Annotated in this window: 15 protein-coding genes; 3 read left to right on the top strand and 12 right to left on the bottom strand. The window is 69.5% G+C overall.

The genetic code is table 11. The features are described from left to right. Positions 1–173 precede the first annotated feature (173 nt). Positions 174–749 (top strand): hypothetical protein, encoded by a 576-nt coding sequence (locus ABN028_RS07545; RefSeq protein ID WP_349328409.1) that lies wholly within the window; start codon positions 174–176, stop codon positions 747–749. A gap of 1,247 nt (positions 750–1,996) precedes the next feature. On the opposite strand, the gene ABN028_RS07540 is transcribed toward ABN028_RS07545, so the two are convergent. Beyond that, positions 1,997–2,251 (bottom strand): hypothetical protein, encoded by a 255-nt coding sequence (locus ABN028_RS07540; protein WP_349696087.1) that lies wholly within the window; start codon positions 2,249–2,251, stop codon positions 1,997–1,999. A gap of 388 nt (positions 2,252–2,639) precedes the next feature. Here ABN028_RS07540 and ABN028_RS07535 point away from each other — a divergent pair, with 388 nt between their 5' ends. Continuing rightward, the gene (locus tag ABN028_RS07535) at positions 2,640–3,476 is read left to right on the top strand and encodes a MinD/ParA family ATP-binding protein (RefSeq protein WP_349696086.1); all 837 of its coding nucleotides are present in this window, start codon (positions 2,640–2,642) and stop codon (positions 3,474–3,476) included. A gap of 438 nt (positions 3,477–3,914) precedes the next feature. On the opposite strand, the gene ABN028_RS07530 is transcribed toward ABN028_RS07535, so the two are convergent. The 8 genes from ABN028_RS07530 to ABN028_RS07495 all read right to left on the bottom strand — a co-directional run bounded on the left by ABN028_RS07530 (position 3,915) and on the right by ABN028_RS07495 (position 14,325). After that, positions 3,915–4,826: a PKD domain-containing protein gene (locus ABN028_RS07530; RefSeq protein WP_349696085.1), complete on the bottom strand. Its 912-nt coding sequence runs from the start codon at positions 4,824–4,826 to the stop codon at positions 3,915–3,917. Further along, positions 4,793–5,476 carry a DUF6318 family protein gene (locus ABN028_RS07525; RefSeq protein WP_349696084.1) on the bottom strand — a complete coding sequence of 228 codons (684 nt, stop codon included), beginning with the start codon at positions 5,474–5,476 and terminating at the stop codon, positions 4,793–4,795. The genes ABN028_RS07530 and ABN028_RS07525 overlap by 34 nt, the downstream gene beginning before the upstream one ends. A 70-nt stretch (positions 5,477–5,546) precedes the next feature. Continuing rightward, positions 5,547–6,623: a nuclease-related domain-containing protein gene (locus tag ABN028_RS07520; protein WP_349696083.1), complete on the bottom strand. Its 1,077-nt coding sequence runs from the start codon at positions 6,621–6,623 to the stop codon at positions 5,547–5,549. Positions 6,624–6,631: 8 nt separating this feature from the next. Then, positions 6,632–9,016 (bottom strand): hypothetical protein, encoded by a 2,385-nt coding sequence (locus ABN028_RS07515; RefSeq protein WP_349696082.1) that lies wholly within the window; start codon positions 9,014–9,016, stop codon positions 6,632–6,634. A gap of 44 nt (positions 9,017–9,060) precedes the next feature. Next, positions 9,061–12,093, bottom strand: a complete 3,033-nt coding sequence (locus ABN028_RS07510) for an ATP-binding protein (RefSeq protein WP_349696081.1) — start codon at positions 12,091–12,093, stop codon at positions 9,061–9,063. After that, entirely contained in the window at positions 12,090–12,698 is a 609-nt protein-coding gene (locus ABN028_RS07505; RefSeq protein ID WP_349696080.1) for a hypothetical protein, read from the bottom strand. Before ABN028_RS07505 ends, ABN028_RS07510 begins: the two co-directional genes overlap by 4 nt. Positions 12,699–12,874: 176 nt before the next feature. Continuing rightward, positions 12,875–13,150 (bottom strand): TrbC/VirB2 family protein, encoded by a 276-nt coding sequence (locus tag ABN028_RS07500; protein ID WP_349696079.1) that lies wholly within the window; start codon positions 13,148–13,150, stop codon positions 12,875–12,877. Between the two features lie 227 nt (positions 13,151–13,377). Further along, positions 13,378–14,325 carry a conjugal transfer protein gene (locus ABN028_RS07495; protein WP_349696078.1) on the bottom strand — a complete coding sequence of 316 codons (948 nt, stop codon included), beginning with the start codon at positions 14,323–14,325 and terminating at the stop codon, positions 13,378–13,380. Between ABN028_RS07495 and ABN028_RS07490 the strand changes: the two genes are divergently transcribed. After that, on the top strand, positions 14,315–14,689 hold the full coding sequence (locus tag ABN028_RS07490; protein ID WP_349328421.1) for a hypothetical protein: 375 nt from the start codon (positions 14,315–14,317) through the stop codon (positions 14,687–14,689). The genes ABN028_RS07495 and ABN028_RS07490 overlap by 11 nt on opposite strands. Positions 14,690–15,297: 608 nt before the next feature. Here the strand turns inward: ABN028_RS07490 and csaB are convergent. Genes csaB through ABN028_RS07475 form a run of 3 tightly spaced genes read right to left on the bottom strand, consistent with a single transcriptional unit; the run spans position 15,298 to position 19,867 of the window. Continuing rightward, positions 15,298–16,338 (bottom strand): polysaccharide pyruvyl transferase CsaB, encoded by a 1,041-nt coding sequence (csaB, locus tag ABN028_RS07485; RefSeq protein ID WP_349696077.1) that lies wholly within the window; start codon positions 16,336–16,338, stop codon positions 15,298–15,300. Next, complete coding sequence (locus tag ABN028_RS07480) at positions 16,335–18,551, bottom strand: DUF5693 family protein (RefSeq protein WP_349696076.1); 2,217 nt, start codon at positions 18,549–18,551, stop codon at positions 16,335–16,337. The genes csaB and ABN028_RS07480 overlap by 4 nt, the downstream gene beginning before the upstream one ends. After that, a complete protein-coding gene (locus tag ABN028_RS07475; protein WP_349328425.1) occupies positions 18,548–19,867 on the bottom strand; it encodes a lipopolysaccharide biosynthesis protein in 1,320 nt (439 codons plus the stop codon). Before ABN028_RS07475 ends, ABN028_RS07480 begins: the two co-directional genes overlap by 4 nt. Positions 19,868–19,994: the final 127 nt, after the last annotated feature.

The following is a 19,994-nucleotide window of genomic DNA, read 5'->3' as shown; positions in this document are numbered from 1 at the left end:
CCGCAGGCACGAGCACGAGCGGGCGGGCACGGGGGCACGAGCGCGGCCAGCACGGCATGAGCGCGGCCGGTTGCACATCCCGGCCGAGCAACTACTGTTCGCGATGAGGTGGTGGCCGCGTTTGCGGTTGCCTCTCGTACGACCGTCAACGGTGTCGGAAGGGGCGAGGCGACGTGACGACGAACCCGGACTCCGGGTCCTCTGCCGTCGGCATGCCCGCTGGTCAGCCTGCTGGTCGGTCAACCGCCAACCCACCGCCGGGCATCGCCGGACTGCCACCGGAGCGGCCTGCGCCTGCTGACGACACCGACGTACGAACGGTCCAGGACGACGCCACGCAGGACGAACCGGGAGCGGACCTGCCCTGGGACGAAGCGACGGCGTACGGCGTCGAAGGTTTTGACCCAGACGATCCGTGGAACGCGGTGCTCTGTGTCGAGAGCGACCGATCCGTGACGCTGCTGCCCCTGACGCCGAAGAGCCTCGACCATCTCGTGGGAAGTCTCGGGGAGGTACGTGAGGCGCAGCGCCTCGCGCTGGGTATGTCTGCCTCGGGCGACGAGGGTGACGTGGTTCAACAAGCACGGCCTGGAGCGTTCCGGCAGGTCGCTCACGCCGCCCAACTCGCCACCGGAAGCGCGCCAGTGTCGCAACTCTGGCAGACGTCGACGAGAGGCCGGTTGATCATCATCGGAGGTGCCGGATTGTTTGTCGCCCTCGGGATCATCGCCTCCCTGTTCGCTCGGTAACGTTCGAACCCCACGGCCAGGGAGTGAGTTGTGAGTGACCAGGAACCCCACGAGACCGAGCGCTCGGACGATGCCGCGTCGGGCGCGTCACAGCGGTCCCGTGAGCACGAACGTGGGCCGGAGGGGGAACAGGACCGCAAGCAGCCGGACCGCGAACAGCCGGACCAGGAGGGGTCGGACCAGGATCGGCCGGGCCGTGAACGAGGGCCGGACGGCGAACAGGAGCAGCACCCGGAACGGGAAGCGGACCGGGAACGAGAGAGCGTCGTGACGTCGGTCCGGAGCACGGACGCTTCCGGCGTTGCCAGCACGTCGGACGCATCAGGAGCCGCGGGTGCCTCGGGACCAACGGGGGTCTCGGGACCGACGGATGCGACGTCGAGGTCGGGGGCGCCGGGGAGATCGGGAGCCGGCTCGCGCAGCGGCGGTCGCTCCTACGAGGTCCACGTCGGCGTCGGCCGGCCCTATCCACATTCGCAGCTACCCGGAGCGTCCTGGCCAGGCGAGTCCAAGCCCGCGCCGCCGGGCATCTTCGGTACCGGTACCTCCGACGCCTCCGCCCCGCCAGGACGAAGTGACGCGCCGTCTCGCCCGGAGGCCGGTTCTGTTGGTTCTGGTCCTGGTGTTGGTGACAGCGAAGCCGATCCGTCCGCGCGTCACGACCCGGTCGCCGTGCCGGGCGACTCTGACACCCCGTACCCCGAGGACACCGCACACCCCGAGCCCACCGCACACCCCGAGCCCACCGCACACCCCGAGGCGCCACCGGCCAGGGAGGACAAGGGGTTCGACTCGGTTACACCGTCGGAGTCAACGCCGGAAGCACCGACCCCCACGACGCCAGACCCGGGAACGTCGGAATCAGCAACGCCCGGCCCGACCGTTCCCGGATCAGCCTCTGCTGGCTCCACGGCCTCCGGGGCCACCGCGCCCGGATCGGCCTCATCAACGGCGGCAGCCCCTGCTGCTCCTACGCCGGCCTCCGGCGCCGCCTCCTCAGGTAGCCCGCAGCACGCTGCCGGGGACCACGCCGCTGAACCGGATGCACCGGAGACAGCACGCCCATCTGCTCCCGCCACATCCGGAACGTCGGGTACGACGGGAGAGGGGTTCGAGGCTCCGCCGTACTGGACGCCCCGCCCGAGCACCGAGGACGCCGACGCGCCCACCCCCTCGCTGACGAGACGGGGATTCGAGGACTCCTCGACGTACCGCACCGGGGTTGGGGTCGGAAGGCCGTCTCCTCGTCATGCGGGTTCCAGGCCGGGCACCCCGAACCAGCCGAGCTCGACAGGGCAGCCAACGTCGGCAGGGCAACCGGGCATGCCGCGGCCCCCACGCACGCCGCCCGCCTCCACCACACCACCCGCCTCCACCACACCACCGGAGCCAAGCACACCACCGGCCTCAACGACACCACCGGAGCCGAGCACACCAGCCTCCTCGGGCACAGCCTCCGGCGCGCCGACCCAGCCGAGCTCATCACCTCGCGCGGGCAGCACTGCACAGCCGTACTCCCACACGCCTCCAGTGCGCGAAACCCCCGCTGCCCAATCCCAGCCTCGGCAACCCACTCAGCCGGCGCAGCCTCAGCCGCACCCGGAAGCGGGACGCTCGACATCGACGTACGGCCAAACGTCGCCGCCGGAGCGCCAGCGACCACAGGCTCGCCCGCCAGCCACTGGCATCGAGGCTTCTGGTTCCGGGTATGCGGGGGGTTCGGCGTCGGCCGCATCACCGGGTGGATGGCGGCCGGCCGAGTCGGGTCCGCCGGCGAACGACGTCGAGGAGGACTCGTTCGTCGACGAACTCACCACGCAACGGCGCCGGCCGATTCCGCGTCATGGCTGGCAGGGTGCGCTCTACCGACTCAGCCGGGTCAATGTCGGCATGAGCAAGCGCGACCGTGACGAGTGGGACGTTCGGCAGCGCCTGAACCGCCAGCTTCGGCGTACACGCGGCTACTGCGGCTACGTCGGCATCGCCTCGGAGAAGGGCGGGGTGGGCAAGACGACGTTGGCGGCACTACTCGCGGCCGAACTCGCCGAAGGCCGTCGGGAGTCTGTCGGTGTGGCTGACCTCAACCCTGACCTCGGAACCCTGCCGGACCGGTTTGGCGTACGCCCCCACCATTCGATTCGTGACCTTCTCGCACATGTCGAGGAAATCCCGTGGCGCTATCACGTCCACGACTTCATGGAGAAGGTGCCCGAGATGAATGTCCGGGTGCTCGCGGCCTCGACGGACCGGAAGATCCGACACCAGCTCAACGTGTCCGACGTCGAGCTGTTGGCCGAACTCTTCGCACCGTTCTTCTCGTTCGCGATTCTCGACAACGGCACCCACATCACGCACGAAGCGATGCTCGGCACGTTGCGCGTCGCGCACGGAATGGTGCTAGTGACCGACAACACCAAGGATGGCGCCAACCTTGCACGGAAGACGCTGCAGTTCCTGACCGACAACGGGTACCCGGAGATTCGCCGCCGCGTCGTACTCGCCGTGGTGGCGAAGGAGACGGCCAGTCCGGTCAAGGTCCGCGCGATCGAACGCGCCTTCTCCGACCATGTGCGGGACCTCGTCGTGGTCCCCTACGATCCGGCCCTCGACGGCGGCGGCAAGATCCCGTTCCGCGACCCGAATGCGATCAACAAGCTGTTGCGTCCGGCGACCCGCGACGCGGTGCGCCGACTGGCCGCCATCATGATCGACGACCTGGTCTCCTAGCGACCTGCGGCGATCCGGCGTCTCGTCGAGTTGTTGGAGGCATGCCCGGCTAGAAGCGGGAAACCCCTACAACTCAACGCCTCGTCCTATCGGCTCCGGCTGTGCACGGGGTCATTCTCGAAAACGGTCAGCGGTGTCGACGGGCCCTGTTGTCGACGGTGCGAGCCAGACGACGACCGCCACCACGAACGCGGACAGCCAGAACATCAGCCCCGCTTGCAAAGACGACACCAGCGGTGTCTGGTCACCGGCCTACGCAGCCATCATCGCGACCTGCATAACGGGTCATGCGCACCGGGATGTGTTCTGCCGAGTTGTTGGAGGCTTGTCGGGGTAGAAGCCGACCAACCTCCAACGACTCGACGCGTCGCGGCGACGTAGGCTCACCGGGCGCCGTGGTGTAGCGGTACTGAACAGGATCACTTTCTGCTGAAGAGGTCAGCGGCTGAGGACGTCGCGCTTGGACAGGACGGTCACGGGCGTGGACGCGTCGCCTGGCTGGGTGTAAGTGCCCGGGAGGTCGACTCGATTCCCGCCGAACTCGTACCAACCGCTGTAGGTGACGTCGACCCGGACCTCGTAGTCGCCGGTACGGCTGTAGGTATGGGTGACGTCCATGTTGGGGTATGGCCCGCCGGGTTGGCTCGTGACGTCGGAGGTGCCGTCACCCCAGTACCAGCGGTAGGACACCGGATTGGCGTGCACCGTGACGATGCCGCCGGGGCCGACCTGCACGGTCTGCTCGCCGGAGAGCTCGGTGTAGAAGACATTGTCGAAGTCGACGAGGGTACGACCGTTGCCGGGGTTGACCTCAGCGCTCGCCGAAGGCAGGCCGTACTCCTCCAGCCAACCCATCACCAGCTCCGGCGTGACCTGTGGGCCCTCCTCCTCGTCGGATCCACGGCATTCCGAACCCTGGAACTCCCATGAACCCTCGGGTACCCACGCCGATCCGTTCCAGCGTTCGGTCCGGGTGTAGACAAAGAAGCGAAGCTCGCCCTCCGCTTGACACGACTGGGTAGCCGCGCCGCACAAGGCGCCGCCGTCGCCCGGAGGAGGCCCGTTGCTGGAGCAGGCGGGAGTGAGGTATTCGTCGGTGCGAGGAACGCCGGGCTGCGGCCAGTCCGGCGCCGGGTTGTCCGGGCCCGGGTCATCTGGCCCCGGATTCTCTGGAGCGCCTTCGCATGAGCCCCACTGACATCCTGGGTCACCGTGAGAGTCGGCGTGCGCGTTGGGCGCCAGCGGGTTGAGGGCCACGCCGACGAAGAGTCCGGCCGCTGCGATGGCCGCGAGCGGGTACCGCGCCAGTGCGCCGATCAGTCCTCGTTGTCGAACTTCGTGACCAGCCATCGGCCATCCCTTTCCTCGACCGTTACGCCCCACGTGGTTTGCTGAAACTGCTGTGGTGTTGGCTTCGCGCCGGCTTCGGGGATCAACTCGTAGGACTGCTTGTCCAAGAAGACGGTGACGGCCGGCGGATCCGATGCGGGAACGCGCAGCACCCTGTTGATCCGAACCTTGTAGTCACCCTGGTAGCGGCCACCGCGCTTGTAGATTCCACCGATGTAGTCGGCGACCCCCTTGCAGCCCTCGCATTCCGGTGCGCTCGCCTGGAGCACTGCCGATACGTCGCCCGTCTCCTGAGACTCGTTGATCAGATCGAAGTACTGCCGGGCCGCGGCGACCGGACCTGATGCAGCCAACCCGGTCGGGCTGGGCTTGGCGGTTGTCGAGGGACTGTCCGTCGCCGTCGGCGATGACGTCTTCAGCGGCGTTGGTTCCGGTGCTCCGGACGGGCATCCGGAGACCAGAAGGCCGCAGCTGGCGACGAGCGCGGCTGCCCCGATGGCGCGACGATGTTGCCCCATAACCCCCAAACCCTCCCAGATGCGGAGAGCAACACTAGCAGCCGAATCCCGCCCGATCGGACGAGCGAAGCTGGCTGGCGTCACCGCGGCAGCATCCTGTCGGCGGGTGCTCCACAGGCTGCCGGTCGGCACTTACACGCAGTCTGGAGGTCGTTACCGTCCGGCAGGCGATCAGTTGGTGTTTGCGTGTCGGAGCGGATCTTCACCACTGCTGTGGCACTGGCGGGAGATTGGTCTCTACGTCGCTTGCCAGTCTGGTGAGGTTTCGCTTGCGCATGCGCATGGGTTGTTGGCGAAGCCAGTGCTCCAACTGGTCGCCGTTCAGCAGAACAAGTTCAGCTTGAGAATTCTCGGCGAGCACCGTGAGCTCTACCGCACCCTCTGGCAGGAAGGTGCCGTCCCAGAATACGACGAGACCGTACGCATGAACCGGATCGATGCCGAGCAGGTCGGCCAGCTGGCGAACGTTCCGCGCCACCGGAGCGAGGCGTGCCGCCAGCTCCGTGGTGTCGCCGTCGAGGGCGTACGCCTGAGTCGCCACCTGAACGCCAGCCTCGTCGCCAGGGGCGTCTACCAGCGACACGTCGCCTTGCCAGCTTCGGGTTTCGACGACGTAGACGCCTGGCGGACCGACCAGCACCTGTTCCACCGGTCGGGGTCCGGCACCGTTGTCCGGCAATACCCGGGACCCGAACACCTGCCAGCCCGATGAGCAGGCAGCCGCCAACACCTCGGCTGTCCTGCCCGCTCCATGCAACTCCGCCGCACGGCCGACATGCCTCTGGGTGCGAAGCGCAGACGCGGACTGTTCCGTACGCACGGATCCGCGGCAACGCCATGCCACCACTGCCATTGCCGCGCACAGGCCCGCGATCGGCGCGGCCGAAGGCGCCAGCACCACGAACGGGCTTGCCGCCAAGAGCACCGCGTGCGCCATCGCAGTTGTCAACGCCCGGTTGCGCCGGTCAGGCTGCGGCACAAGCCAGACGACGACCGCCACCACGAACGCGAACAGCCAGAACACCAGCCCCGCTTGCAAAGGCGACACCAGCGGCGTCTGGTCACCGGCCCACGCGGTCGTCATCGACGTACCCAGCAATGTCACCGCCAGCGACAGCACCGAGCCTGCCGCGGAAGGACTCCGGCGCCACCACGCGACGAGCGCGACGGCGGCAAGGACGCCGACCACCAGCGTCGTGGCGGCATCGCCTTGCAGGGCAGCGACAAGGACGACGAAGACGACGAGCGCACCGAGCGCGACAACCTTGATGCCCCGCATCACGTTCGTCACTCAGAACGTGGGCCCGAGCGGACGCCGCCGGAGGCACCCGAACCGGATCCCGAGGAACCCGACGAACCCGAACCAGGCGGCCGCGAACCGCGGGCTGCGCGCATCGCTTCACCACGCGAGCGGCGGGCCTCCTCCACGACCTTCCCGTGACGCTCGTCGGACGACTCGGACCCGTCCGAACGCCGGCGTTCGTCGGCCTCGGAGATCCGCTGCCGAGCCGCACTCCGGTAGGTCTCCCCGGCCGCACGGGCGCCGGCATGTTCCTCGGCGTGGACGAGTTCGCGCCCGCCGGGGGTGGTCATCCTGCCTCCGGTGACCGCGCCCTGCAGCCGGCCGCGGCGTACTTCCGCGCGCCACTCCCGCGAGCCGCGCGCATAGCCGAGTCCGTCCGCCGCGGCACCGGCCGAGCGACCGCCCGCACGCGCGCCTGCACGCATATTGCGTTGGAAGCGGTAGGCACCACCGGTCGCCTGTCCCGCCCGGCCGAGCAGTGCTCCGTCGGACGGCATCATGCCGCTCTGCCCTGCCTCCTGGACGATCTGCGGGGCGATCGCGCCGGTGCGCAAGGCACTCAACAACTTCCAGATGGCCGCGGTCGCGACGAGCATGAGGAAGATCTTGATGACCGTACCTCCGCTCGCGACCTGCAGAATGTTCAACACGGCAAGGAGAAGCGCGAGCACGAGCCCGAAGACGCAGCGCAGGAACACGGCCTGCACCATGATGCCCGCGACCGTACGCACGATGCGACGTGCCGGCGGGAACGCCGCGATCGCGCCGATGAGTGGCAGGAATATCCACGCCATCAGGAACACCGCGTGCCAGAAGATCGTCAGCACGGCCAGCAGTCCGACGAAGATGAACGCGATCAGGTTGACGAAGAGCGCCGCGATCGCCGTTGCCATCCGCCCGGTCGGCTGGGTGCCGCGCCAGAATTCGTAGTTCGGTTCGTACTCCTGCGCGACCTTGTACTGCACACCCTTCCACAGCGACAGGTGCTGGTCGGTGTCGACCACCCGGCCGTCGCTCTCGTCGATGGTCTCGTTGCGACTCATCGCCTGGGCGATCACCTGCTGGACGGCGAGGTTGATCCGGCCCTGCTGCTGGCCCGGGTTCCTCGGCCTGGTCGCGCACCGGTACTCGATGCTCTCGACGTTTCCGGGCCGTTCGTACGCCGGCGGCTGGCCGTCAGGACAGTGGTCCTTGCCGTCGAAGACAAGATCGTCGGCCTTGAGTTGGCGCTCGGTACCGAACTGGCCGTTGACCCACGGCTGGAAGAGCAGCACTTCGTAGAGCATGCACGACGACACGCGCTTGCCGAGATTGTAGGTCAGCGAACCCTGCGGGTTGTCGGGCACCGGCCGCGCCTGGTTACCGGCCGATCGGGTGGAGGAGCTCGGAAGATAACACGCGCTCGATGCGTCCTTGTTCTTGTTGATGATGGCGAGATCCATCACCGCGGAGTTGAATTCGGACGTATAGGTGTCGACAGCTCTGGTGATGTGGACATAGTTGTTCCCGGCCAGGATGGCCGCCACGATCACGACGATGACTCCCGACGCGATCACACCGCTGTAGGTTTCCCGCGCATCCGAACGGCGTTGCATACGGGTCAGCACCCAGAACCCGGTCACCGCGACGGCGAGGGCGACAGCGGGCACACCGATCTTGTCGTTCAGGTTGTTCAGCAGGCTTTCCTGCGCGGTGTAGAACGACTCGAACGGTGCTTCGTTGCTGGCCAGCTGTTTCACACCGATGGTGAGGCCGCCGAAGAAGCCGCCGACGGAGAACATCATCTGCGCCAGGCCCGTCGCTGACGCGTCCATGATCGAGCACTTCGTCTCGAAGTTGTCTTCCGGGTCACCGGTGTCGAACTCGTCGAGGTCCTCTTTCACCCGTTGCGGCGTGTACGACCACAACAGCCCCCGCGGGCCTGCGACCTCCAGCAGAGTGTGGTCGGACGGGTTGGCCTGCCGGCCCCGCTTGGCCCGGTCGGGATCAGCGGCCGGTGGCACGTCCTCCTTGGCGATCACCGGGATCCAGGCGGTCATGCCTGCGCCGCCGTGCTCCGGTCCGGCGTTCGAGATCTCGCCGCTGCCGAACGCGCAGTCCCACGGCGCGGCCTGGGCCGGCTGCATGGCGAGCGCGACTCCAGCCAGCGTCCCGGCCACAACGCCGAACGCCGCGCACACTCGCACCACCCGTCGCCCCAGCGACCCGAACCCGCGCCGCAACCCGCGCGGAAACCCGCGCCGGAGCCCGCGCCATCCCCGACGCTCGGGGATGGCGCGGGCCGGCACCGCGAGCGGCAAATGACCACGCTGAGCATGCCTACGGTCGCCGGGGCGGGCGTCGATGCCTTGCCCCGGTTCGGCACGCATGCTCAGCGTGGTCATTTGCGGGCGGCGCGGGAGCAGGGGGCGCCTCACACGGAGATCCCTTCGTCCGCGCTGACCGATCGGCTCCCGCCGTCACCACCGTTGTCGTCGTACGCAGCAGGACCGTCGATGTCCGGCCCGGCGGCGACCGGCGGCGCGCCGCCTCCCGCCGCGCCCAGACCTCCGACGCCGATGAGCTGCGCCGCTTCCTCGACCACCCGCCAGTCGTCGACATCCGGCGACGGGTCCACGGCCTTGAACCGCGACTCGAGGTGCGGGTTGGACTGGATCGCCGCCGCGAACTCGAAGAACGCTCGGTCGACCTCGACACTCGCGAGTTCGGAGTCGACGTCGCGCATCACGCATTCGCCGTCCCGCAGGGATTTCAGCGTCTCGATCATCGGCCGGTCGTTGGTCGCCCGGTTCAACAGCGGCAGTGTCTGGGCGGCGTCGGCGTCGGAGTGGTGCCGGAACGCGAACACCGTGTGGATCTGGTTGGTGCCGGCCGCCTTCGCGTCGACGTCCTCGGACTCGATCCGCGCCAGGTCGCCAGCCTGCTGGGTGATGAGGACGACGCCGATGTTGAAGGCCCTGCCCTGCTTGAGCACGAAGCTGATCAGGTCCCGTCCTTCGCCGGTGCTCGCCACGCTGTAGGCCTCGTCGACGAACAGCATCTGCGGCCGCCACCCCTTGACCGGATCGCGTTCGGTGGTCTCCTCCAGCATCTGGAAACCGAGCCTGGTGACGAGGTAGATGATGCCGCGCGCGATGTTGGCCGACGAGCTGGTGCCGTGCGCGCGTGGAAGGCCGCGCAGCGTGATGATCGTGCGTCGCTTGCCGCTGTCGTCGACGGCGACCGTGGGCTCACGCGCGAACGCCACCCGGGCGTACGGATTCTTCCGCAGGTCCTCCAGCACGGCCGCCGCGAAGCGCAGGTCCCGCACCTCGGTGTCGGCGACGCCGGCGCCCTTCACCCGTTCGAACTCGTCCACCACGAGCTGCAACGTGTGCCACGTGGTCGGCCGCGCGACCGCCCGCTCGACGTCGTCGCGAGTGGCGTCCGGATGGGCGGTACGAAAGGCCGCCACCTGCCGGTCGTACTCGTTCACGACATGGGAGAACGCCTCCACGACGTAGCCGCTGATCCGGTTCCACGCCTGGTCGCCGAGGAAGATCTCCAGCATCGCCTGCGCGTGCATGCGTCCCTCGGTCACGGTGGCCGAGGTGAGCAGTGGGTCGAGGTTGCCGGCCCGCCCACGCAGCGGGTCGATGATCTCCGTGTCTCGCCAGTACGACGGATTGACCGGCTGGAACGGACAACCGCCCTCGCCGAGGCACCCTTCCGCCGCGTGCCGCATGAACTCCGCGTCGAGCACCTGCGACCCGAAGGCGAGGTAGTACGCCATCCGGGCCGCGTCGATCTTCGGGTCGATGAAGACGCACCGGACGCCGGCCTCGGACTCGTAGTGGAACACCTTGAGCGCGAGCGTTGTCTTGCCGCCGCCCGACGCGCCCACGACGACCACCCCGGCGCCGTTCTCGCGGGCGATCGCCGAATGCGCGGAGTAGTGGACGGGGTAGTGGCCGTCGCGCGTACGACCGACCAGCATCCCCTGCCAGCCCTTGGCGATCCCGTCGCGCCCGACCACCGCCCGGTCACCCACCTGCGTCGCCGTCGTCAGCAACGCGACACCCAGCTGGTCCAACTCCTGCAGCCGCCGGAACGGTGCGATCCGCCCGATCGGCGACTTGTCCCCGTCACCGGGAAGCACGTTGTACAGCAGCCGGTACTGCAACCGTTTCGGCCTGAGCACCGTGGCGTCCAGCGTCTTGGCGAAGAGGCGCTCGAGCCGCTTGCGGCGGTTCTCCAGCTCCTCCGGTGTCGGTGCCGACAGCGTGAGCAGCAGCTGGGACTCCATGCCGGGGAACGGCTTGCTGTCCTGCTCGTCGACCAGTGTGTTGGCGCGCTCGACCTGGTCGACGAGGAGCGAGTCGATCCGCGCGCTCGCCCGGTCCATGTCGCGGGCTTCGTCCTCGAGGTTGTCGCGGATCTTCTTGCCGCGTCCCCGGAACTCCTCCGGCGGCAGCAACAACCCGCGCCACGACACGACGACCGGAAACTCCAGCCGCTTGAGGATCCGCCCCCACGCCCGCGTCTTCGCGAACCGGATCGCGTCCGGCCACCCGGTCGCCACCAGCGTGGTCAGATAGGTGGTCTGGTCCTCGCCGGTGTCGTCGTCGATGACGCTGACCTCGAGCCGGCTCTTGTGGTTGGGCGCCCGGAAGTCAGCGGCCAGCTCGAACTCGTGGGCGCCCCACGGCCGCCGGTCGACCGCGGTGCCGTCGTCCGGAAGGGCGAGATGCCCGAACAGGCAGGTACGAATGACCCGGACAAGATCGCGCCGAAGCATCGGCTGGACCTCGACGCCGGAGTCGACGGCGACGGCGTACACCTCGTCAGCACGTTCATGCCATTCGGCGACCACGGCCGGATCGAGGTACTCGTCGTGCACGCCGGTCGCCTGGTCCGCGATCGCGGTCACCGCTGCCGAACCGGGGCCGCGGCTGTCGCCGAGCTGACCGACCCGCATCAGGAAGAGGACGTCGTACTGCGCGCCGATCCGGCCCTGGGTCAACGCCCGCTCGGCCTCACGGTCGATGAGCTTCACGTAGTTGTGTGTGGGATGCCACGCGCGCTCGCTCACGTCGGCGACCCAGCCGGTGAGATCCGGGTGGCGCGGCACCAGCATGACCTGGAACTGCGGTCGGTGGAACTCACGGGCGATCTGGTGCAGCAGGTTGGGCAGCTTCAGCGCCTCGGGCACCAACTCGTCGGTGGTGATGTGCTCGTCCGTCGTCGTCGTGACGAAGAAGCCGGTCCAGACCGATCTGCCCCAGCAGAAGATGACGTCGTCGCCGTAGCGGTAGGGCAGGCGTTCACGCTCGGTTCGGGGCTCGCGGGCCTTCTGCTGCTTCGCGGGCTTGTCGTCGCTGCCGCCGACGTTGAAGACGAAGATGAGGACCGCGCCGATGCCGATGACGACGAGCGCGAGCAGGGGAAGAAGGTAGAGGGGGTTCATGCGAGCGTCCTCCCGTCGGTACGGTCGGCCGCAGACCCATGGCCGCCAGCCGCGGTGCGGGAGCCAGCGGCCGCAAGGTCGCCGGCACCGTCGACGTCGCCGGCACCGTCGCCGGCAGAGGCGTACGGACGAATCAGCCGGGACCACCGCGCGCGTCGCGCTTCTGCCAGCTTCCCGTACCAACGTGGGTGGAGCGGATGCCAGAGGATCACCCGCCAGTGCACCACGTCCGGCTCCACGTCCTCGGCGAGCCCGTGGATCCGCCGTGGCTGCAGGAAGAGGTAGTCGGCCGCCACCAGGAGGTTCTGCTCGGTCGTCAGGCCGTTGCGCCAGCGTCGCGGCCACAGGACGTAGACGAGTGCCGCGATCGAGAGGCTGCCGAGAATCGACCAGACGTCGAACGCAAGAACCGGGACGACGGGCGCCAGTGCCATCACACCGCCGAGAAGCGCGAGGAACAGCACGCCGGCGACGACGAGCGCACGCAGGTCGATGCCGCCGATCAGCGTGAGAGGTACGCCGTCAGCAAGGTTCCACAGCTTCTTGCGCCGGCGTTCGAGGTCGGTGTGGTCGAACGCGACGTACTGCCCGGAGGACTCGGCCACCTTGCTACCGCCCCCTCACGTGCCCCGTTGGGTCGGACTTCGGCCGGTGGACGACTTGTTGGAGGTTCGTCGGTCTAGAAGGCGACGAACCTCCCACAGGTCGACGGTCGACCACGCCGGACCGGAACTGCTCGGCCTCGAGCACGGATCCGTACAGTTCGCACCGGTACAGCGTCTCAACCGCCGATCTGCTTGCCCACGGCGTTGAGCAGCGCGGCGATCCCGGACGCACCCCCGATGAGGAGTGCGGCGAACGCCACGACGCCCATGTTCTGGATCGCCATCCGTACATTGTCGCCGTTGCGGATCGCGAACATGATCTTGAACCCGATGATGATGATCGCCACCGTGAGCGCGCCCACGGCGACGCCGGCAAGCATGCCCTCGATCCGCTGGAAGAGCGCGTCGAGTTGCGACCCGCCCGATGCGACGATCTGTTGCTCGCCCGTCACGGTCTACCTCCCCTGTTTCCTGGGACGATGCTTCGTGCAACTCGGTGTTGTCGACGCCCGCTTCTCCACGCTGGTCCGCCGGAGGTGCCGCCAGCACGGAGCGCCTGCACTGTAGTGAAACCGGCCGCCGGTTCGTGGCTGAAACCGATGTCCCGCGCGGGTCGCTCCTGACGGCCAGCGGCGGCACGGGACAGTCGCCGCGCGTACGAATGTGGTGTCGGCACAGGTCAGCCGCCCTTCACGTCCGGAACGCCGCCGCGGATGTCCCGCACGGCCCATTCCTGGCTCGGGCTCGTCGCCTGGGTGGTCTTGACGAGCTGGAGACGGTACGCACGGGTCTCGACGGTGCTCTCTCCGGCGCCGGGGGTACGCCAGCTGACCCAGATCCAGGCCTCGGCGACTTCGCCGGTCTTCCATGCGTACGTCCCGTCGGACTGGTCGGCGCCCTCGGGCAGGAAGACGCGCGCCTCCTGGATCGACGGTTGGGTCGAGGTGCCCCCGAGGCCGCTGGAGGTCCGGCTGGTGGCGTCCGGTGTCATGAACCGCTGCAGCGCCGGGCCGTTGGAGTCGCCCCACGCGGCGAAGAACTGCTGGAAGAACTCGCCCTGCACCAGGGCGTCGCCGAGGCCGGCGTCGACGTCGGCGGGTTCGTCGGGCTCGGGTGCGTCGGCCAGCGTCGGCTGCGGCATCTCGCCGACGTCGCCGACGATGCGCATCCCGTCACCGGACTGGAGGTCCGCGACGTAGACCGGCACCGTGACGACCCGGCTGCCGGTGGTGGTGAGGACCCTGACCGTCATCATGCGTGCCTTGCCGGCGTACCCCCCGATGTCGATGGGCTCGGACTCACCGGTCCAGCTGGCGTCGGAGACGGTCTGGGTGCCTTCGCCGTTCCAGCCGCACGTCGGGTCGGTGCCGGCCGACACGTAGCGGGCGAGCTGTGCCTCGCGCTGGTCCGCTGCGCCGGGGGTCGCGTCGTGGGTGAGGCAGATGCGGGCGTAGTCGGCGGCGAAGCGGCCGGCCTGCTCGAGCGGGAAGTCGGTCAGCCGGTAGCGGGCGATGTCGGCCTCGCTGAGCCGGTAGGTGTTCGCCCGCATGGTGGAAACGCCCAGAGAGAACGCCATGTAGCCGACGATGCCGGTCGCGACCAGGCAGGCGCACAGGATGACCGTCACCTTGACAGCGGAGTGCGCGCCACGACCGCCGGAGAACCGACCACCCGGAGGCGGGACGTCGAACCCGCCGCGCGCTCTGCCGGCACTGCCGCCACCCGCGCGCCCGGTGCGCGTCCGCGTCGTTGCGCTGGTGGCGGCCCGGGTCGGCGGCCTGGTGGTCTCCGACCGGCTGGTCGCGCTCGTGGTCTGCGTCTGGGTCTGCGTCTGGGTCCGCGCCTGGGTCCGCGTCTGCCGTCGGGTCCGCGTGGAGGATGTGGACGTCGCCGTCGCACTCGGAACGGCCCCCTGGACCATCGGTGGCGGGGTGAATGCGGGCCGGGGCCCGGGCGTGGTCTGGGGTGCTGGCGGGATCGTCGACGGCTGACCGCCGGTTCCCGGAGCTGGATGTGAGGATGGCGGAATCCTGGTGGCCGGTGCCGGTGCCGGTGCCGGGGACGACGGAGCAGCGGATCCGGATGCGGGTGGAGCGGGGTCGTCTTCCCAGTACGCAGGAACGTCGCCGGGAGGGTGCTCCTGCCCTTCGTACTGCGCCCCCTCGTCGTACCGTGGCCCGTCGTCGTCCTGCGCGTCGTCGTCCTGACCTGCGAGGGAGCCGGGAACGGGCGGCGCGGTCGACCGCTCGTCCGAGTCGCTCGGACGCCCGGAACCTCGCTGCCAGGAGAAGCGCATCCGGGTCAGCGGTGTGGGAGGTTCGTTCGGCTCTGTCATGACCCTACTGTTCTCGGCTGCTTGCCCGTTGTAGTCACGATAAGCGCGAACGCAACCTGTGTGCGCCGAAGGTCCACGGATGTGGTGGCCCGTCGGCCTCCGCGTGGTCCGCGCCGGTGCAGAGCGTACGGGGACAAGGTGGACGAACCGCCCCAGCCCTACGACGAGCGGTCAGCCGGCGCGTGCGCGGGCAGGTGTCGGTTACGCCGTCATCGCCGCGGACCATGGATGCTTTCGACACCTGCCCGCCGTGCCGCGCCACATCTATCTCTCCCGGAAGTGGCGGGCGATCGCGTCGGATGGTCGGGTCGCGGTGGTACGAAGGGCTGCTATGTGGTCGAGGTAGAGCCGGTCAGGACTGTCCTCGAGTGCCTTGCGTACGGACGTCACCAGGGCGGCCTGGTCGATCGGGCCTGGCAGGGTGGCCGCGACGGGTTGACCCACCTGGGCGGCGAACGCGGTGACCTTCGGGTCGTACGACAACGCGACGAACGGACGGCCCGCGGCCGCGGCGACGAGTAATGCGTGCAGCCGCATCCCGAGGACGGACCGCGCACCCGCGACCGCCTCCACGGCGGCCCGGTGACCCTGGTCAGGTTCGACCACTCGCAGGCCACCGAGGTCGGCGGAGAGCTCGCGGGCCAGCACCACATCCTGACGCGCGTGATACGGCACCAGGGCGACGTGGACGTCGCGGGCCAGCGTGGCCAGGGCCGACCGGATGACCGGTAGCCAGGTCGCGGACCCTCTCCACGGGCGGAGCGAAACCGCGAGACCGGACGGGTCAGCGCCGGGTGCGGAATGGTCCAGGCCGAGGACGGGGTCGGCGGCGGGCTCGGCTCCGCGTACGCCCAACCGTTCGGCAAGGATCAGGGAGTCGTGGTCGCGCAGTGCCACATAGGTCGCGGACTTCAACGCCGCCGCTGTCAAGAGCCGGTTGACAGGAAGGTGGAGCGGTCCCAGCCCCTGTGCGTACACGAAGACCGGTTTGCGCAGCGCCCGCGCCATCAGCATCAGGCCGGCGTAGAACGGTACCGGGCGAGCGCTCGTGACGTCCTGCAGGAGACTGCCACCACCGGCTACGAGGGCATCGCAGGTGCGCAGGGCGCGGACCACGCCGGTGGCATCCGTCCGGGAGATCGCCGGCAACCCGTGGGTGGAGACGGTGTACGCCGGATCGCCCGACACGACGACGAACTCCGTGTCGGCGCCGAGCGTGTCCCGCAAAGCCGCCACCTCGGCCTCCAGGATGGCCTCGTCGCCAGCGTTGCCGAAACCGAAGTACCCGAGGAGCAGCAGTCTCATCGCAGCTTCTCCCTCACCGGCGACCGACGCGTCACGCGACGTACCAGCCAGGTGGCCACGAGTCCGAGGGCGAGGCCGATCACGAGGGAGTACGCGGAGCGCAGGAGCGACAACGCCAGCGGCGTGTGGAAGTGGGCGAACGTGTCGACCATCGACGCCGTACCGATCCCGGCGACGACCGACCAGCACACGACCCAGCCGGTACGCCTGCCGCCGAGGCCGCCGCACGACCAGGCGACTGCGAGCACCATCGCCGGGAAGCCGAGCAGAGCTTCCTTGAAACGGGGTCGTACGTACAACGTCTCGTCCAGGGCGTCCCGAAGCCACAGTTCCGCCGCCGACGCGAGCCCGGAGTTGCCGGAACGGACGAGGTAGTAGGCCACACCGACGAGGACCACCGCGCCGCCGACGAGCTGCAGCGGCCGCACCCCACCCACCCACCGCCTCCACCCAAGGCTTCCCGGAGTCCAGGTCGACGCGAAGGTGACCAGCCCGACGACGACGGGCGGGGCGATCAGCAGAGCCTTGACACCCAGGAAGGGGACGATGCCGGTCAGGAACTCCGTGCGGCTCCCGAGCGCGGCCACCACCAGACCGGTCGCGAGTGCGATCCCCACCCCGAGCAGGTACGACCGGACGATCAGGCCGCTCGATGATTCCCGCGCGGGTTCCGCGACCGGCGATCCCACAAGCTCCGCGACCGGCGATCCCACGACAACGAGGACCGCGAGCGATGCTCCGGCGATTGCTACCGCCAGCGTCACCAGCTGCCACAGCGGCAGGGAGTCCACGATCAACGCCGCCACTCCCACCCCGCCGGCCAGGCCGACTCCGACGGCGGTGACCGGCCAGCCTCCCTCCACGCCGCGCCGCACCCGCTGCCCGAGACGCCCCGCCGGCAAACGCATCGGCGTACGGACGATCCATCCGCCCGCTGCCGCCAGGATCACCAGTGCGGCCAGCAGGGACGCCACGGAGACCACAGGACCGGGATCGACCGCCGGCATTGCGGTCGGCGGTCCCGACGGCACCGAACCCGACGGCACCGAACCCGACGGAATCGAACCCGACGGCACCGAACCCGACGACGTCGAACTCGGCCGAGTCCAATCCGGCAGGTCCCGGCGGAGGTTCGCCGCGAGTGCGGTCACCGCATCCGTCCGCCTTCCAGCGTCAGGCTCGGCGAGAGCCGAGCGCAGCACGAGCAGGCGTACCGTCCGCTCCTTCACCGCACGACTCCCACGCGCCACCAGGGCACGGGGATCGTCTCCTGGCCGCACATCGACGACGTGGCCGCGGACGATCCGTCCGGACAGCTGCCCCGCGTACGACGGCGCGCCAGGCAACTCCCCGAAGTCGGGGAACGCCAGCGTGAACCCGCGCCCGGCGAGGAACCTGCTGAACGCCGCCCGCTCACCAGCCAACGACGGGAACGGCGGCGAGCTGAGCACCAGCGCCGTCCAGGTGTCGGTCGCCTCATCCGGCTCGATGTCCGCCACCGTCCGGGCGCGGTCGATCTCGCGTTCCAGCCAGCCGCGACCGCGCGCGATCCGGGCAGGGAGAGCGAGCACGATCCCGATCCCGGCCGCGTCCAGAGCCCGGACGCGGGCAAGGTCGTAACCCACCGGTACCTCGTCGAGGTCCGCCAGCTTCGCTACGCCGTCGATACGTACGAACGGCACCGCGGCACCCTCGCTCGGCGAGCCCTCCTCGTTCGCCGCCCCGTCAACGCTTGACCCGCCAGTACCGGACTCGCCAGTGCCCGGCCCGCCATTGCCCGGCCCGCCATTGCCCGACCGCCCTGGACTGGGGGTGGCTTCGGCTGTCGTGACCCGGGAGCCGAACTGTGCACGCAGCGCGGTGACGACCCGTCCGAAGGCACCGTCCGGATCGCCCACACGACCGCGAAACACCACCGCGGGACCGTCGCCGGCGAGGCGCACCGGGATCGAAGAGGCACCCCGTGCGACGGGGATGACGGACCCGTCCCCCCGGTAGTCGCGCAACGGCCGCATCCCGACGACGACGTGGCTGATGCCCGCGCTTCGCAACCGTCGTACGACCGACTCTGCCGTTCCCGCGCCCGCCACGGTCGAGTCGGTGACGGCGATCGCCACGCTGCCGGACCGCTGTTCGGCCGCTACCCGGACCACGAGCGCCGGTACGGCCAGCGCGACGGCGAGCAGGCACGCGAGCGCAAACCGCGCCCTCATCGCGTCGCTCCTGCGCCGCCGACCCGGCGATGCGGCACCCGTGCGCGCACCAGTCGCAGCAGTCGCACCAGGTCGCCGAGATCACCCGGCCGAGGTACCAGCATCAGCAGCCGCCCACCTGTCACTCTCCGGTAGCAGGCGAGCAGGACGACAGCGGTTCCGCCGTACGCCACGACCGACGCGACGGCTGCTCCCTCGATCCCCCACACCGGGATCAGCAGCAGGTCCGTGATGACTGTCAACGCCGCCCCCACACCGCTGCCGACCGACACCAGGCCCGGCCGGCCGCGTCCCTTCAGGTCCGCCGCGAGCACCCGCGCCATGGCCAGCGGCACCATGCCGACCAGCAGGATGAGCAGCGCGGAGGTTCCTTGCCGGTACGCCGGACCGAATACCCACCCGAGCAGCAGCGACGCCCCACCCGCCAGGACGAGCGCAGCGGCGACCGTCGCCAGCAACGTCAACCGGCTCGTCCGTTCGGTGACCGCGGTGGCGCGCCGGTCCGGCTGGCCGGCGACGTGGGGGAAGAGCATCGAGGCGGCGGCCGTGGACGCCTGGCCGACCACATCGGCGACCCGCGTGGCCACGAAGTAGATGCCGGCCAGATCGAGCCGCAGCAGTGCGGGCACGAGCAGCAGGTCAAGGCGCAGGTTGAGGAACGTCAACACATTGCCCAGCTGGCCCGCCAGTCCCAGCCGCATCGCCTCCCGGGAGAACGCCGCGTCGAACCGGGGCCGCAGCGAACCCACCGCCCGGCGTACGCCCCACAACGCGACCGCCGCCGCCACCGCCGCACCGAGCACGGTCGCGAGAAGGTAACCCTCGGCGGTACGCACGAACAGGACCAGCAGCAGGACCGTGATGCCGAGCGTCGCGGCGCTGCGGAGGGCATCCGCGAAGACGTAGGACCGGCGGCGTTCGAGCCCGAGCAGCAAGGCGCCCGCGACTTCGTACCCGAGGGTGGCCACCGCCAGGAGTGCGGCCGCGACGAACAGCAGCGGTGCCTGCCGCTCCAGGACGACCGCGCCCACGACGGGTGCCGCGGCCCCCGTCAGCAGCACCGCGGCGAGCACGGCGCCCAACGTGAGCGCGAGGACGTACGCCACCACCGCTCCGCGTGAGTCCGGCCGCCGCCCGAGGAAGTAGATGGCCGCGATGTTGAGACCACCGTTGGCGACGATCGCGACCGCCCACCCGACCGTCAGGCCGACGCCGGCGACACCGAGCGCGGACGGGTCGAGCAGTCGGGCCGCGACCACCCCGGCGAGGAACACCGCGGCGACTGACAGCAGGCGGGCGGCTGTGAGCGCGACCATCGCCGAGCCGAGCGACCCTTTAGTCGCTGTTCGCCCGGCGCTCCTCCGCGAGGTGCCGCGCGTGGGAATGAGGCTCTCCTGACACATTGTGAGGGCTTGCCGTAAACGACCACGCTAAGCATGCCTG

Source organism: Actinopolymorpha sp. B17G11 (genome assembly GCF_040196095.1).
Classification (GTDB): Bacteria; Actinomycetota; Actinomycetes; order Propionibacteriales; family Actinopolymorphaceae; genus Thermasporomyces.
The sequence above is the reverse complement of the archived record's forward strand: the minus strand, read 5'-3'. Positions and strand labels throughout refer to the sequence as shown.

What these genes read in the sequence shown, in the direction of transcription:
- ABN028_RS07535 (WP_349696086.1), top strand. Translation starts at nt 2,640, where the DNA reads ATGAGCAAGCGCGACCGTGACGAGTGGGACGTTCGGCAGCGCCTGAAC.
- ABN028_RS07530 (WP_349696085.1), bottom strand. Translation starts at nt 4,826, where the DNA reads ATGGCTGGTCACGAAGTTCGACAACGAGGACTGATCGGCGCACTGGCG.
- ABN028_RS07520 (WP_349696083.1), bottom strand. Translation starts at nt 6,623, where the DNA reads ATGCGGGGCATCAAGGTTGTCGCGCTCGGTGCGCTCGTCGTCTTCGTC.
- ABN028_RS07515 (WP_349696082.1), bottom strand. Translation starts at nt 9,016, where the DNA reads ATGCGTGCCGAACCGGGGCAAGGCATCGACGCCCGCCCCGGCGACCGT.
- ABN028_RS07510 (WP_349696081.1), bottom strand. Translation starts at nt 12,093, where the DNA reads ATGAACCCCCTCTACCTTCTTCCCCTGCTCGCGCTCGTCGTCATCGGC.
- ABN028_RS07490 (WP_349328421.1), top strand. Translation starts at nt 14,315, where the DNA reads ATGACCGTCACCTTGACAGCGGAGTGCGCGCCACGACCGCCGGAGAAC.
- csaB (WP_349696077.1), bottom strand. Translation starts at nt 16,338, where the DNA reads ATGAGACTGCTGCTCCTCGGGTACTTCGGTTTCGGCAACGCTGGCGAC.
- ABN028_RS07480 (WP_349696076.1), bottom strand. Translation starts at nt 18,551, where the DNA reads ATGAGGGCGCGGTTTGCGCTCGCGTGCCTGCTCGCCGTCGCGCTGGCC.
- ABN028_RS07475 (WP_349328425.1), bottom strand. Translation starts at nt 19,867, where the DNA reads ATGGTCGCGCTCACAGCCGCCCGCCTGCTGTCAGTCGCCGCGGTGTTC.